At 57.2% G+C, this 15030-nt stretch carries 9 protein-coding genes and 2 rRNA genes (1 of these 11 cut by a window edge); all 11 read right to left on the bottom strand.

All coding sequences use genetic code 11. The features are described from left to right. Positions 1 to 951 carry an NAD-dependent epimerase/dehydratase family protein gene (locus AC3ANW_RS03160; protein WP_488343755.1) on the bottom strand — a complete coding sequence of 317 codons (951 nt, stop codon included), beginning with the start codon at positions 949 to 951 and terminating at the stop codon, positions 1 to 3. A gap of 28 nt (positions 952 to 979) precedes the next feature. Further along, entirely contained in the window at positions 980 to 2890 is a 1911-nt protein-coding gene (locus AC3ANW_RS03155; protein ID WP_488343754.1) for a DUF2339 domain-containing protein, read from the bottom strand. Continuing rightward, positions 2887 to 3627 carry an SDR family oxidoreductase gene (locus AC3ANW_RS03150; protein ID WP_488343753.1) on the bottom strand — a complete coding sequence of 247 codons (741 nt, stop codon included), beginning with the start codon at positions 3625 to 3627 and terminating at the stop codon, positions 2887 to 2889. Before AC3ANW_RS03150 ends, AC3ANW_RS03155 begins: the two co-directional genes overlap by 4 nt. Further along, entirely contained in the window at positions 3624 to 4961 is a 1338-nt protein-coding gene (locus AC3ANW_RS03145; protein WP_488343752.1) for an FAD-binding oxidoreductase, read from the bottom strand. The genes AC3ANW_RS03150 and AC3ANW_RS03145 overlap by 4 nt, the downstream gene beginning before the upstream one ends. Then, the gene (locus AC3ANW_RS03140) at positions 4961 to 6331 is read right to left on the bottom strand and encodes a UbiA family prenyltransferase (protein WP_488345341.1); all 1371 of its coding nucleotides are present in this window, start codon (positions 6329 to 6331) and stop codon (positions 4961 to 4963) included. Before AC3ANW_RS03140 ends, AC3ANW_RS03145 begins: the two co-directional genes overlap by 1 nt. Positions 6332 to 6418: 87 nt before the next feature. After that, entirely contained in the window at positions 6419 to 9388 is a 2970-nt protein-coding gene (locus tag AC3ANW_RS03135; protein ID WP_488343751.1) for a glycosyltransferase, read from the bottom strand. Further along, positions 9381 to 10754: an ABC transporter ATP-binding protein gene (locus AC3ANW_RS03130; RefSeq protein WP_488343750.1), complete on the bottom strand. Its 1374-nt coding sequence runs from the start codon at positions 10752 to 10754 to the stop codon at positions 9381 to 9383. Before AC3ANW_RS03130 ends, AC3ANW_RS03135 begins: the two co-directional genes overlap by 8 nt. Further along, positions 10744 to 11490 (bottom strand): ABC transporter permease, encoded by a 747-nt coding sequence (locus tag AC3ANW_RS03125; RefSeq protein ID WP_488343749.1) that lies wholly within the window; start codon positions 11488 to 11490, stop codon positions 10744 to 10746. Before AC3ANW_RS03125 ends, AC3ANW_RS03130 begins: the two co-directional genes overlap by 11 nt. Before the next feature lie 244 nt (positions 11491 to 11734). Next, positions 11735 to 12499, bottom strand: a complete 765-nt coding sequence (locus AC3ANW_RS03120; RefSeq protein ID WP_488343748.1) for a type III pantothenate kinase — start codon at positions 12497 to 12499, stop codon at positions 11735 to 11737. Positions 12500 to 12658: 159 nt separating this feature from the next. After that, positions 12659 to 12771, bottom strand: a 5S ribosomal RNA gene (gene rrf, locus AC3ANW_RS03115). A gap of 132 nt (positions 12772 to 12903) precedes the next feature. Beyond that, a 23S ribosomal RNA gene (locus AC3ANW_RS03110) occupies positions 12904 to 15030 on the bottom strand; it runs 752 nt beyond the window's last position.

The raw sequence follows: 15030 nt of genomic DNA, 5'->3' as shown, positions 1-15030 counted from the left end.
TCAAAAATCGAGGACCACTGCGCTGTAAGTCGGGTCGTTGAAAGTCTCGTCGAGCGCCTGCGAAAAGGGTGTGTAGCGGACGCCGAACAGGCCTGGCCAATCGGTCACCTCGAACTCGTCCTTGGCCACCAGAGCCTCGAGTTGCTGGGTGGTGAACGGAGGGTTCTTGTCGAACAGGGCCCAGGCGGTCAGCAGCGCATGGAACAGCCCGAACGGTATCTTGACGATACGCGCCCTGGCTCGCGTTGCACGCTTGATCTGCCGGATGATGTCGATGTAGTCGACCTGCTCATGGCCGGTGATGTTGTGGATGCCGGTGCGGATGTTGTTCTCGATGCAGCTGATGATCACGGCGCAGAAATCACCGACATACAGCGGCTGGCGCATGTATTTGCCATCGCCAGGTATCGGGAAAAGCGGCACCTTTCCCATGAAACGCGAAAGCCAGCCCAGGTGCTTGCGATCGAACCAGCCGAACATCAGCGTCGGCCGCAGGATCGGGCACTCGATGCCGCTGGCCAGCACCAGCTGCTCCTGCTCTTTCTTGGAGCGCGTGTAGAAGTCGTCGGCCACCGACTCAACCACCGACGAACTGATGTGCACCAATTGCGGTACGGCGTTCTTGCGGATTTCTTCCAGCACCAGTGCGGTCGACGTGACGTTGTTGTCGATGAACTCCTGGTAGACCAGGCCGCCGATCTGGGCCTGCAGCATGACCACGACGTCGGCGCCGGCGAAATGGCGCTGCCACTGGCCGGGTTTTGACAAGTCACCGAGTTCGGTGGTGATGGCGGGTTGCACACGCTTCAGCACGGCCAGGTTGGCAGCATGTTTGTCGATGACGACGATGTCGGTGTAGCCCTTGGCCAGCAGGCGGGCGACCAGGTTCTGGCCGACCAGGCCGGCGCCGCCGGGGAGAATGATTTTTTGATGGTGTGATCGATTATTCACGCTAGCTCCATGAATCAGAATATGTCAGTCACTGATGGCGCACCTGCGCACGTGTTCCTTCTGGATTCCCGCTCGCTGTCCGCGCCAGCTGCAGCACCATTAAAAAACACAATAAAGCAGCGCCAGCGGCAATGAATAGGAGCGAGGCATCGAGCATCGATTGGACATATCTGTCCAGCCACCCGGTAATGGTGGGCCGACCCACGGCGAGCCACGACGTTGCACTTTTGTCTTGCACGCGGATTTCAAAAGGCGCCGAACGGATCGACGCATGCGCCATGACCCAGCTTTCTCCAGGATCCAGAACCAGCCGAACACGATGCGCCACACCATCTTGCATGACTTCGATACTGCCGGCCTTGGACGGATAACCGGCGACCGGAAATGCGATCCCCCGCTTCGCGCCGTCCGCCAGCGGCGGAAGATAATGCAGGCGTATTTCACTCTGGACGCCTTCACCGGCATAACTTCCGGATGCGCCGCACAGGCAGTCCGGGGTCGTCGGATATACGCCGCCCGCCGAAAATCCCGGTTGAACATCTTCGACCTGCGTGGGAATCAGGCGTTGCTGCAGGTTTTCCGGCAGTATCGACTTGATCACCGGATTATCCAAAAGGCCGGCCAGGCGGTCGGCATCGGGATAAGGAATGTGAAAGAACGGCAGCGCTGCAAACGCGGCACGGTCAGGATTCGCGAGATAGGCGCGTACCGATCTTTCCTGGATCAGGGTGCTTTCATAGCGACTCTCCAGCGCAGCGGGCAGTGGCCCGAGCATCGGCCGCGCCAAGCCTGCGCCTACGTATATCAGCCATCCGAGCGCGTAGGCGCCCCAAGCCAGTTTCCAGCGCCCTTTCGTCGTCACCATCAGCCACATCAAGGCGGCTAAATTGACCACCAACGCCATCGCATGCAGATCGAGATAACGGGAGCTCCTTGCGTCCAATGCCCTTCCATAGGCAATGCTCGCGGCTTGGCCGCATACCCAGAGACCCAGGGCCACCAGAAACCATCCCGCATCGGCGCGCGCCAGCCGCATCCGTATGACCGCCATCACGAAAATAATCCACGGCAGATTGCGCAGCAGCGCCATCGTGACCCGCTGTCCCGGGTTTTGACCCGATCCAGGCCACGCCATCACCTGCATCAAGGCATCGAAAAATTGGTGAAGACTGCTGGCTTTCAAATATTCGTGACGGGCGAGCGCAGGCGTCGCCTTGTATCCGGCGACGAACAGGACGAGAAGCAGGCCGATGGCGAAAAGATCGCGGCGTCCGGGTCTCGTGACCATCGCCCGCAATACCAGCGCACTGACGGCGGCAGCGGCCGCGAACAACCCGGAGGCCAGCGAAAAGAATGCGGCGAAACATAACGATAATCCGCACCACCAGCCAGGCGTCAAAGCCTCCGCACGCATGAGGCACCAGATCGCGAGAATACTGAAAAGCAGCACGAGATAAAACTGCGTCTGAAACCCGGCCAACGTGTTTTCCCAGGCATAAGGAACTGCGAAGACAATGGCGACGAAAACCAGCAAGGCGGGCAGAAAACTGCAACCGATTACCTTGGCGAGCAAATGGACAAGTAATCCGAGCACGCAAACATGCAGTGCCGCGTTGACGACCATTTCAAGCAGCGGGCTCCAAAGTCCGTTGATCTGCAGCAGCGCCAGCCCGACCAGCCGGGTGGTGAAGATTCGATGTTCGTTGTGCGCGGAAAATAGATTGCGCCAATCAAGGTTGCCGGTCAGAAAGGGTTCGTACAATGCCGCCGCTTCTGCGTCCCATTGGTCCCAGAAAGGCGTCCCGTTGCCGTAATGACGGATAAGCCAGAGTTTCACACCGAACAGCACCAGACCGAAGGCCAGAAACTGCCAAACAGCCGGCACCCGCCCGAAACTGTCAGAACCTGTGCGCGTCGCGGACGATTTGAGTCCGGTCACAACTTGCTCCGCTTGAAGATCGGCCCCGGCACCGCCCGGATGATCCGCATGATCAGCGACCAGAACCAGGGCGTGTACAGCACGTCGCGCCTGGCGGCGACCGCCTTCTCAATATCGGCGGCGACGCGGTCCGGGCCGACCGTCAGCTTGGCCGGCAAGGCGAGGCCCGCGGTCATCGGGGTGGCGACGAAACCCGGCTTGATGGTCAGCACGTGCACGCCTTTCTTGAACAAGCGCGCCCGCAGCCCGGAAGCGAAAGCATCGACCGATGCCTTGGCCGAGCCATACAGATAGTTGCTGCCGCGGCCCCGGTCGCCGGCCACCGAACCGATGACCGCCAGCACCCCGTGGCCCTGGGCCTCGAAGCGGCTCGCCAATCCGAGCATGCAGGCCACCGCGCTTTCGCCGTTCAGCCGGTAATGCTCCAGCGCGTAGTCGAGGTCGGATTCGGCCCGGACCTGATCGGGCAGCGTGCCGTGCGCGATCAGCGCCAGGTCGACCGCGCCCAGTGCGTCCCAGGCCGCGGCGATCGCGCCCGGCAGCGCCGGCACGTCGCGGGCGTCCCAGACCACCGGCGTGACATCGGTTGCGCCGCGCGCCTGCAGGTCGGTGCGCACGACGGCCAGCTTTCCGAGATCACGCGCCACCAGCGCGAAACTGACGCCCTGGGCGGCATATCGGCGGGCGACGGCTTCGGCCATGCCGGAAGTGGCTCCGATGATGAGGATTTTTTTCATAGAGGTCGGGATGAGGTTTCGACGGTGGCGCGCTGCCAGAAACGCGACATGAGCTGCGGGTCGCGCCGGCGCTCGACCTCGCGCCAGGCCGGATAGGCACGCTGGAAATCGGCCGCGCCCATATGCGCGTCCTTGGCGGGATACAGGCGGCCGCCGGCCTCGTGGACGAGGCCGTCGAGGGTGGCGAACAAACGCCGGTTGGCGGCGTCGTGCTGGGCGAAGTCGAGCGCCAGCGAAACGCCCGGCATGGGAAACGACAACATTCCGGGCGATACCGCATCGCCGCAGCGCTTGAGCACCGCCAGGAACGACCCCGAGCCGCTGGCTGCGATGGCTTTCAGCACGTCTGCGATGACCGCACGCGCGTCCTGGTGCGGCACCACGCACTGGTACTGCTGGAACCCTGCCCGGCCGTACATGCGGTTCCAGTGCAGCAGTTTGTCGAGCGGATAGAAAAACGGATCGTAGGAGACCTGCGCCTGCGTCTCGCGCTCAGCCTGCCGGTGGTAATACAGCGTGTTGAAAGCCCGCAGGCTGGGCGCGTTGACCAGCGAGAACGGCGGGTCGAAAGGCATGCTGCGGGCCGTGGCGGCCGCGGCTTCCAGGGGTCCGGCCGCCGCGTGGTTGCCCAGCGTGTAATGGCCTCGGCCGGCCGAGGCGCCGGTCGCCAGGCAGTCGATCCATGCCACGGCGTATTCATGCGATGTGTCGTGTTCGGCCGAGATGGCAAAGAACTCGTCGAGGCCGCCGAAACGGATGTTGCGCTGTTCGATCAGCGCCGACGCGACGCGGCGCAATTGCAGCTCGACCGACAAAACCACGCCGGTCAGGCCCAGCCCCCCCACGGTCGCGGCGAACAGGCCGTCCGCGTCCCCGGGCAGGTAGTCGCGCACGCCGGTGTCCGACCGCAACATGCAGAAACGGCGCACATGGCGGCCGAACGTCCCCATCACATGGTGGTTCTTGCCGTGCACGTCGTTGGCCAGCGCGCCGCCCAGCGTGACGAACTTGGTGCCCGGCGTGACCGGTAAAAACCAGCCGTGCGGCAGAGCCGTGCGGATCAGCGCATCGAGCGTCAAACCGGCCTGCGCATGCACCACCCCGGTCGTCCAGTCGAACGACAGCACCCGGTCCATGCCCTGCGTCGAAAGCACATGGTCCGATTCGGCCAGGCACGAATCGCCGTAGCTGCGGCCCTTGCCGTAAGCCAGCGTGCGGCCGGCACCGGCCGCCAGCGCCGCGGCCATGCCGCCGGGCACTTCGGACGGCCAGGCGACAGCGTGGGGGGTCTGGGGGAACTTCGGATATCGGCCCCAGGAAAGCAGCGGCGGCATCAAAGAGCCGCCAGCACGAAGGTGAGGATGAAACACAGCCCCACCCATCGACTGGCACGGTCTCGCAAAGCAAACACGATCGGGTCGTCGTTCATCTGGCCACGATGCGCCAGCAGCCAGACCCGGCTGAGCCAATACAGGAGCAGCGGGCAGGCCATCCACATTACATGGGGGTGGCGATACAAGCGCTGCGCGGTGCTGTCGTTGATGTAGAGCGCCAGCACCAGAACCGACAGGTAACCGGCCGCGGTGCCGAGTGAGCCCAGCAGCGGGAAGTCGCTGGCAACGTAACCACGTCCCAGCGCTTTGCGGGTGCTGCCCTCCTGATGGGCGTCATACAACTCCGTATAGCGTTTGACAAACGCAAGGCTCAGGAAAATGAAGACACAGAACGCGAGAATCCAGAACGTCATGGGCAATGCCACGGCTGCGGCGCCTGCGATGACCCGCACGGTGTAGAGCATGGCAAGCGCTACGACGTCAAGCATGACGATGCGTTTGAGTCCGAACGAATACGCCAGGGTCAGCAGGTAGTAACCCAGCAGTACACCCGAAAAGAACAGCGGCAACCCGATCAGGGCCATGCCGAAGGCACCCACCAGCAGCGTCGGCATCCAAAGCATCGCGTGAAACACCGGAAAGGTGCCAGCAGCCAGCGGACGCCGGCATTTGCTGCGGTGCTGCCGATCTTCCGGCAGGTCCAGCATGTCGTTCAGCAGATACACGCTGGAAGCGCATGCGCCGAAACACAGGAAGGCCAGCAAACACTCTGCAAACCCCAAACCCGTCAGCCGATGCGAAGCGAACAGCGGCACAAAGATCAGCAGGTTCTTGGCCCACTGATGCATGCGCAAAGCGCGGCGCAGAACTCGCAGATACGGCACACGGTCATCGAACACTTCACCGACTGGCCGGCCCAGAGCCTTGAACCTGCGCATGACACCCGATTCGGGTTCGACAACATGCGAAAGGCTGGCCACCTGCCATATGGCCAGGTCAGCCTTGGAGTTTCCGACGTATTCGAACCCGTCCTCGCCGAACCGTTCGATCAACGCGTCACGTTTCCGGCCGGCCGCAAGGTTGTGGCCTTCCGTGCCCATCACATCGTCGAAAAGACCCAGGTGCTTGGCAATGCCGTGGCCGATACGCAGGTCTGACGCCGTCGCCAGTACCAGCGAGGCACCTGCAGCCCGCTGGGTCACCAGCCAATCGATCAGTAGCTGGTTATAGGGCAGCAGGCGGACATCCGGCAGAACATGATTGGCCAACTGACGTTTAAAGAACGCCTTGCCGTGCAACAGCCATCCCAGCACTCGGAACAACTGCAGCGGGTGCGCCTTGAGAAATAGGAACAGGCTCTCGACCAACATGTCTGAACGCACCAGCGTTCCGTCCAGGTCGACGGCGATTACCCGACGCGCGAGATTCTTGCCAGCGGACACGTTAGGGCTCAAGACTTAACCCGCCCTGTAAGAATGCAGCCGGGGTGCTGCTGCGTACGAAAAGTCTTCACGGATCAGAGTCAGATTGGGACTGTAGGCAGGGTCGTTGCTCAACCACGGTCCCCAACGCCGAAGCATGTAGTCCACCTCTGAATTGAAGCGACGCTGCTTGGCTGGAGATATCTCTGCGCCCCGGGTCGCCGACTCGTGGTGAAAGAGTTCCGCATAGGGAGTCCAGACATTGCGCAAACCGACTTCGCGCAGGCGAAGGCAAAAATCGACGTCGTTGAACGCGACTTTCAATTCTTTTTCGTTAAGCCCGCCCACTGCCAGGTAATGCTCCTTGCGCACCAGCAGGCAGGCGGCCGTGACCGCCGAATAAGACTGAATCAGGCGTGCACGGCTGAAGTAGCCCGATTGCCATTCATCCAGATATTTGTGCGAATGTCCGGCCACGCCACCGATGCCCAGCACTACTCCCCCGTGCTGCAGGCGACGATCCGGGAACAGCAGGCGCGCACCGACCGCTCCCACTCCGGGCTGAAGGGCAATTGATACCATCTCACCAAGCCAGTCGGGTGAAATGACCTCGATGTCGTTGTTTATCAGCCCGATGACAGAACCTTGGGCGTGCCGTACGGCCAGATTGTTAAGGGCCGAATAGTTGAATTCGTTGTCGTCGCGGATCACCGAAAAGTTTGGCCGCTGAGCCAGTTCGGCGAAGTAGGCGAGTGACTTGGGTTCGTCCGACCCGTTGTCGACGATGATGATTTCGTAGGACTTGTACGTGGTCCGTGACGTGATGCTGTCCACGCACTGCCGCAAGAGCTCATGGGCATTGCGCGTTGGGATCACCAGCGTGACCAATGGCCGCTCGGCCGGCAGCGCATAACGCATGCGGTAGCCGGGTCCCACATGCTCCGCCATCGCATCCAGCCCCATGCGCTGGCAATGTTCGTTAAGAGCCCTCTCGCCCGCCAACACTGCATAAGGCTTCGCGTCGCCTGATTGTGCGGTGCTGGCCGCATGCATGCGCCAGTGGTAAAGCACGCGCGGAATGTGTTGAATTTGCGCCGGCGAAACGTGCTCGATGCAGCGCAGGATCAGGTCATAGTCCTGTGCTCCCTCGAACCCCAACCGAAATCCGCCGACCTCACGCATGAGATCAGCTCGTATTACTCCGAGGTGACAGAAGACGTTCTGCGAATAAAACAGGTCGATATTCCAGTCCGGCTTGAAATATGGCTGCGAACGACGCCCCGCCTCGTCCACCTTGTCTTCGTCGGAATAGATGAGCTGCGCGTCCGGCTGCTGGTTGATACGGTCGGCTACCCAAAACAAGGCATGTTCGGGCAGCAGGTCGTCGTGATCCATCAGGGCGATCCAGTCGCCGGTAGCCAACGTCAGGGCACTGTTGGAGGCAGCCGAGATATGGCCGTTCGTATTGCGGAACAACAGCTTGATTCGATCGTCGGTCGCGGCCAGCTCGGACAACAGCGCCTTTGATTCAGCCAGCGACGAAGCGTCATCGGCAATGCAAAGTTCCCAGTGAGGGTAGATTTGTCGTTTTACCGACTCTACGGCTTCGCGCAACCATCGGGCGTCGCCGTTATAGCTCGGCATGACGATAGAAATCTTGGGACGAAACGCAAAGCGGCCCATCCGAACCACCAAAGAATCCCTGCGTTCGGGGTTCATTTTGTCGTGCGCCTCGATCCATTCGGCGTAACGTCCGCCCTCAGGCATGCCGCCTTCCAGCGCCGACGCATCGATGCCAACCGTGGCCTTTTCCACCAGTCCGAGAGCACGTCGCAGCCCGCCGAACCCCGACATACGCAGGATGCTGACCGCTTTCTTGACCGTAGGTACCAATCCGCCGTTCATCGCGATGCCGGCGGGTACGACACGAGCCAGTCGCCGAGCGCGCAGCTTCTGCGTCCCCAGCCGGCGCAAGGGAGCCGTAATTCGCCAGCTGGACGATCTGCGCAAAGCGGCAATCTCGCCTTCAAGGCCGGCATATCGAAGCAGCGCATCCCGCGCAAGCGAATCACGCCTTGCTTGCTCTGCGCATTCGGCATCAAGCTTGTTCGCCAACGCGTTGGTTTCGGCTTTTAATTCGACAACCTGCTGCTTGAGCCGCTCGATATCCCGCTGCGCAGCGACGGCAACATCTTCGGGAAGATCGGTCCGGGATGACCAGACATTACCCGACTCGTCCACCGGCGCTCCTGGTGCCATGTGCAGATGGCGATGGCCCCCGACCACCAATTCGTCATCTCCCGCGATGAACCGCAAGCCCGCCACATTTTCAGAAAGCGGCGCTTTACGCACTACACAGAGGGAATTGATGAACTCGACAGAGTGGATGTGACTCAATACTTCTTCATCTATATCGAAGTCATATTCACGCCGAAAACTCGCCAGCAGGTCCTTTCTTGCTCGAGGCACTCCCCAATGCTCAAAGCTGACGATGTCAGCAAGCCTTTTGAAAAATTCGATCGACGACGCGGGAAACAACAAGCCGCCCTGAAAATGCTCCCAATAGCCGCAGTGCATGTCTTCGGCGATAAATAGGCCGCCATCCGAAAGATGAGGGAAATATCGTGCAAAAGAGCGGACAATATCGCTCGACATGTGCGAACCATCGTCGATTATGACGTCGAATCGATTCGACTTCTCCAATATCTGGCGTTCGATGTCATCCAAATTGGCATCACCAATAACCACTGAAATGCGCGGATCTGCGTACTGCAGCCTGGCGCAGTCAGGATTGATGTCGCAACCGACAATCACCTCTGGCTGGGAGAAATAACGTGACCATATATCGAGCGAACCGCCATTCTGAATGCCAATCTCAAGCATCCGCAGTGGATCATCACGAAAAGGACCCAAAAGGCGATCATATTCCTTAAGATAAATGCTCCATTTATCCGATGCCTTGCCCCGATGAATTTCGTACAAGCGCTGCAGCGACACGTCAGACATTATCAACCTCTAAAGCGATCTTCTCGAAGGGAATTCCCACCAAACCCCACCTCACCTTGCTGGAAGAAACATTGATAATCAGCGCATCATGCAAATAATGATGCTGCACATTATCGTACAAATCCCCATTCGCGACCGATGCCATCACCGCATATGAACCGTTGGGCAGCATCGGCAACCGAAACGTATAAATCGCTTTGAACTTTGTAGCCGCCGGCACGGTAAGTGGAGAATGAGCTGTAAGGGGAAGCGTGTTTTCGCCAAAAAGATCCTGGCCCAAGCGATCCTTGACGATAAAACCGACGATTGGACGATCCAGTTGTTCATGGGCTATTGCCTCAACCACCATTTGAACGCGCTCCCCACCTTCAAACACTGCTGATATACCCCCTTCAGCCTTCCGGAGTGCAACGGACAAGATCTCGGCCGTTCCGGTTTTCCATCCACGGGCGTCGTCTATCCGGCTTGAAGATACCTCGGCGCGGGAATCATAAGGAACCACATTTCCCAACTGTTCGTCCACTTGAACTTCGCTCAAAGGCATTGTGGATTTTTCCGCGGACCCTGCCTCTGAATCGATCAGTTCGGCCTCTTCCCCGTAAACTTCCTGCAAGGTGTACTGCAGATAGGCCTCTACCACCCCTTTGGATTCTCCGAACTCCCGCATCTGGCCGTGACCAAGCCACAAGGACTTCTTGCATAAGTTCTGGACGGAACCCATGTCATGGCTAACAAAAAGCAAAGTGCCACGTTGCTGGAATGCACGAATGAAACGCATGCATTTTTGAGTAAATACCGCGTCCCCAACCGACAGGGCTTCGTCGACAATCAAAATATCCGCATCCACATGCGCGATTACAGCAAAGGCCAACCGGACATACATGCCACTGGAATATGTCTTGACGGGCTGATCCATGAAACTGCCAATGTCCGCGAATGCAGCAATGCGATCAAACCGCTCACGAATCTCCTGACTATTCAGACCAAAAAGGGTTGCATTGAGAAATACATTCTCACGACCACTGAATTCCGGATTGAAGCCGGCGCCCAATTCGAGTAGCGCAGCTACTCGGCCGCGAGTTTCGACAGAACCGCCCGTCGGCATCAAGGTCCCACAAATCAGCTGAAGCAGCGTTGACTTTCCGGAACCGTTACGGCCAACGATGCCAACGGTGTCCCCACGGCGAATTTCGAATGAGACATCCTTTACGGCCCAGAAGTCTCTAAAGAAGTGTGGTGGGGGCCTGCCAATCAAAGCATTGACGCGAGGCATAACGAACTGCCTCAGCCGATCACTAGGACGGTTATAGATCTGAAAACACTTTGAAAGGGACTGAACCCGGATAGCCCAATCTTCAGAGGACATCCGCGAACCCCTTACGTGTTTTCTGGAACCAGGCGTAACCCGCCCAGGCAAAGAGAATCGATCCGGCCATATATTCGAGCAATCCTGTGACGTTCGGAAAACGTCCCCATACCATCACCGCGCGCGCCTGCTCAATGATGAAAGTCAATGGATTAGCCATTATCCACGGCTGGATCTTGGCAGGAAGCGCGCTAACCGGAAAAAACACCGGTGACAAAAACAGCAGAACGGTCGTAAAAATTCCAACCACTTGGCCGACATCTCGGGCGAATACGCCAATGGAAGAAACTATCCAGGCGCAACCCATGGAAAGAAAAACCAACGGCAAAAATATAAATGGGAAAAAAATGCAGGTCCAGTGAAGATACCCATTCAATACCAAAAACGCCGCCAAAAGTACGACGATGCTGATAAGCGCATGAAACATGGCTGAACCAGCGGTAATAACAACCAGAATTTCCAGAGGAAAAACGACCTTCTTCACATAGTTTGCGTTTGCCAGAATCAACGAAGATGAACGATTTAGAATGTCGGCAAACAAAGCCTGCACGATCATCCCTGCGAAAAGAATGACCGCAAATTGTGTTCGCGATTCATCACCGCCCCCCCATTTTGCCTTGAAGACAACCGAAAATACGAAGGTATAAACCACCAACATAAACAGCGGGTTCAGAAAAGACCACAAAAGCCCCATAATAGAGCCCTTGTATCGCCCAACTACTTCGCGTTTGGTCATCTGAATAATTAGCTGCCTGTAGACCCAAAGGCTTCGCAACAATGAAACCAAACCAACTGGTGCCGCCGCATGGGGATTCAAAATAATCCTTATATTTTTAAATGATCAAATGTTGCACCAAATCTACGCCCGATTTGATAAAGCAAGCACGCTTTGCCTGGTTCGGACTTGCAAGCGGCTGAAGATCCGGCATTATTTCATATGAAGCTGCGATATGGAGACGCGCCCATGACCTGTCTTCAGGTTACAGCGCTCGTTGCCAACCTATTTCAAGCAACCCGTCAAAGATCAACATATCAACTAATTCGATAGCTCGCACCATGTTCGGTGCCATCTTCCAACCAGCACCACCGCCCATCATGCACAAAGGTTCCTTACCTGACTTGCAGCGCAAATGCTCAACTGTGCGCTCAACAGCGCCCGCAATTGCATACGTTCCACCGCTAGTCAACGCGTCGCTCGTATTAGTCGGAAAGGGAACAACCTCACCAGTGGGGACATGCAATCCTGCGGTTCCGTTCTCCAACGCGCGCAACATGATGCCGTGCCCTGGCAAGATCAGTCCACCTAGGAATCGACCCGACTCGTCCAGCGCATCGACCGTGACGGCCGTTCCAACCATGACAACGACCAGCGGACGGGCCACACCAGACTGCAGCATGCGGCGCCTGGCTCCTATCATTGCCACCCACCGGTCCGGACCAAGTCGAGAAGGATGGTCATATCCGTTCACGACCCCTGCCTCTTGAGTAGACGCCACAACCCATTGCGGAAGAACGTCCCAAATTTCCATCTGCTCTTCTACCAGTCGTCGCATCGCATCGCCGGCAACGATACAGCCGAGCATGCTTTTGGGAGCAGTCAGATTTCGCCAAGCCCCCTCTGCCAGACGGTCGATGTTTTCGAGAAACTCTACGCCTTGCGCGATCGGGTGCTCGCCTGGCTGCGCGCGAGCATACTGAGCCCACTTAAGGCGCGTGTTCCCAACATCAATCGCAAGGAATGTCATATTGTTCCACGCTTATAAATGGTTGATCATTATTACGAAATTCGCCGGCAATTAGCGTGCGGTTTCGTCATTCAGGAATGCGCCTTTAATAAAAAACTTCCACTCTCCAAAGACAAAACCCCTCAATCTTTCGACTGAGGGGTATTGCTGGCTGTAAGAGCCTGACGATGACCTACTTTCACACGGGAACCCGCACTATCATCGGCGCGGAGTCGTTTCACTGTCCTGTTCGGGATGGGAAGGAGTGGTACCAACTCGCTATGGTCATCAGGCATAAAGGGTTGCTGTCCTGCTGTTGAGTTCAGGACGGCGAATTCATAGAGTTTGGAATCAGCTTATATTTTGATTACGTCTTGGCATAACACCTTGAAGCTGTTTCCCTTTGGGGGGGCTATCAAAGTTATAGGGTCAAGCCGCACGAGCAATTAGTATCAGTTAGCTTAACGCATTACTGCGCTTCCACACCTGACCTATCAACGTCCTGGTCTAGAACGACTCTTCAGGGGGCTCAAGGCCCCGGCAGATCTCATCTTGAAACGAGTTTCCCGCTTAGATGCTTTCAGCGGTTATCTCTTCCGCACTTAGCTACTCGGCAATGCCACTGGCGTGACAACCGATACACCAGAGGTGCGTCCACTCCGGTCCTCTCGTACTAGGAGCAGGCTTCCTCAAATCTGCAGCGCCCACGGAAGATAGGGACCAAACTGTCTCACGACGTTTTAAACCCAGCTCACGTACCTCTTTAAATGGCGAACAGCCATACCCTTGGGACCGGCTACAGCCCCAGGATGAGATGAGCCGACATCGAGGTGCCAAACACCGCCGTCGATATGAACTCTTGGGCGGTATCAGCCTGTTATCCCCAGAGTACCTTTTATCCGTTGAGCGATGGCCCTTCCATACAGAACCACCGGATCACTATGTCCTGCTTTCGCATCTGCTCGACTTGTCAGTCTCGCAGTTAAGCACGCTTATGCCATTGCACTATCGTCACGATGTCCGACCGTAACTAGCGTACCTTCGAACTCCTCCGTTACGCTTTGGGAGGAGACCGCCCCAGTCAAACTGCCTACCATGCACTGTCCCCGATCCAGATAATGGACCTAGGTTAGAACCTCAAACGCACCAGGGTGGTATTTCAACGTTGGCTCCACAAGATCTAGCGACCCTGCTTCAAAGCCTCCCACCTATCCTACACAGATCCGTTCAAAGTCCAATACAAAGCTACAGTAAAGGTTCATGGGGTCTTTCCGTCTTTCCGCGGGGAGATTGCATCATCACAAACATTTCAACTTCGCTGAGTCTCGGGAGGAGACAGTGTGGCCATCGTTACGCCATTCGTGCAGGTCGGAACTTACCCGACAAGGAATTTCGCTACCTTAGGACCGTTATAGTTACGGCCGCCGTTTACTGGGACTTCAATCAAGAGCTTGCACCCCATCATTTAATCTTCCAGCACCGGGCAGGCGTCACACCCTATACGTCCACTTTCGTGTTTGCAGAGTGCTGTGTTTTTAATAAACAGTCGCAGCCACCGATTTTTTGCAACCTTTCTCAGCTCCAGGAGTAAATCCCTTCACCTACTAAAGGCACACCTTCTTCCGAAGTTACGGTGTCAATTTGCCGAGTTCCTTCTCCCGAGTTCTCTCAAGCGCCTTAGAATACTCATCTCGCGCACCAGTGTCGGTTTGCGGTACGGTCGTCAATAGCTGAAGCTTAGTGGCTTTTCCTGGAAGCAGGGTATCACTCACTTCGTCTGTAAGCAGACTCGTTATCACCCCTCATCTAAGCCCGGCGGATTTGCCTACCAGGCACGACTACAGGCTTGAACCAACATGTCCAACAGTTGGCTGAGCTAACCTTCTCCGTCCCCACATCGCACTATTGATCGGTACAGGAATATTGACCTGTTTCCCATCAGCTACGCATCTCTGCCTCGCCTTAGGGGCCGACTCACTCTACGCCGATGAACGTTGCGTAGAAAACCTTGCGCTTACGGCGAGGGGGCTTTTCACCCCCTTTAACGCTACTCATGTCAGCATTCGCACTTCTGATACCTCCAGCATCCTTTACAAGACACCTTCACAGGCCTACAGAACGCTCTCCTACCACGTGCAATAAATTGCACATCCGCAGCTTCGGTAACTGGCTTAGCCCCGTTACATCTTCCGCGCAGGACGACTCGATCAGTGAGCTATTACGCTTTCTTTAAATGATGGCTGCTTCTAAGCCAACATCCTGACTGTTTTAGCCTTCCCACTTCGTTTCCCACTTAGCCAATTTTAGGGACCTTAGCTGGCGGTCTGGGTTGTTTCCCTCTTGAGTCCGGACGTTAGCACCCGGTGCTCTGTCTCCCGCGCTGTACTCTTCGGTATTCGGAGTTTGCCTTGGGTTGGTAAGTCGCCATGACCCCCTAGCCAAAACAGTGCTCTACCCCCGAAGGTAATACGCGAGGCACTACCTAAATAGTTTTCGGAGAGAACCAGCTATTTCCAAGTTTGTTTAGCCTTTCACCCCTATCCACAGCTCAT

The sequence above is a fragment of the Xylophilus sp. PBN-3R genome (assembly GCF_057747805.1).
This window is presented reverse-complemented; position numbering and strand designations above follow the sequence as displayed.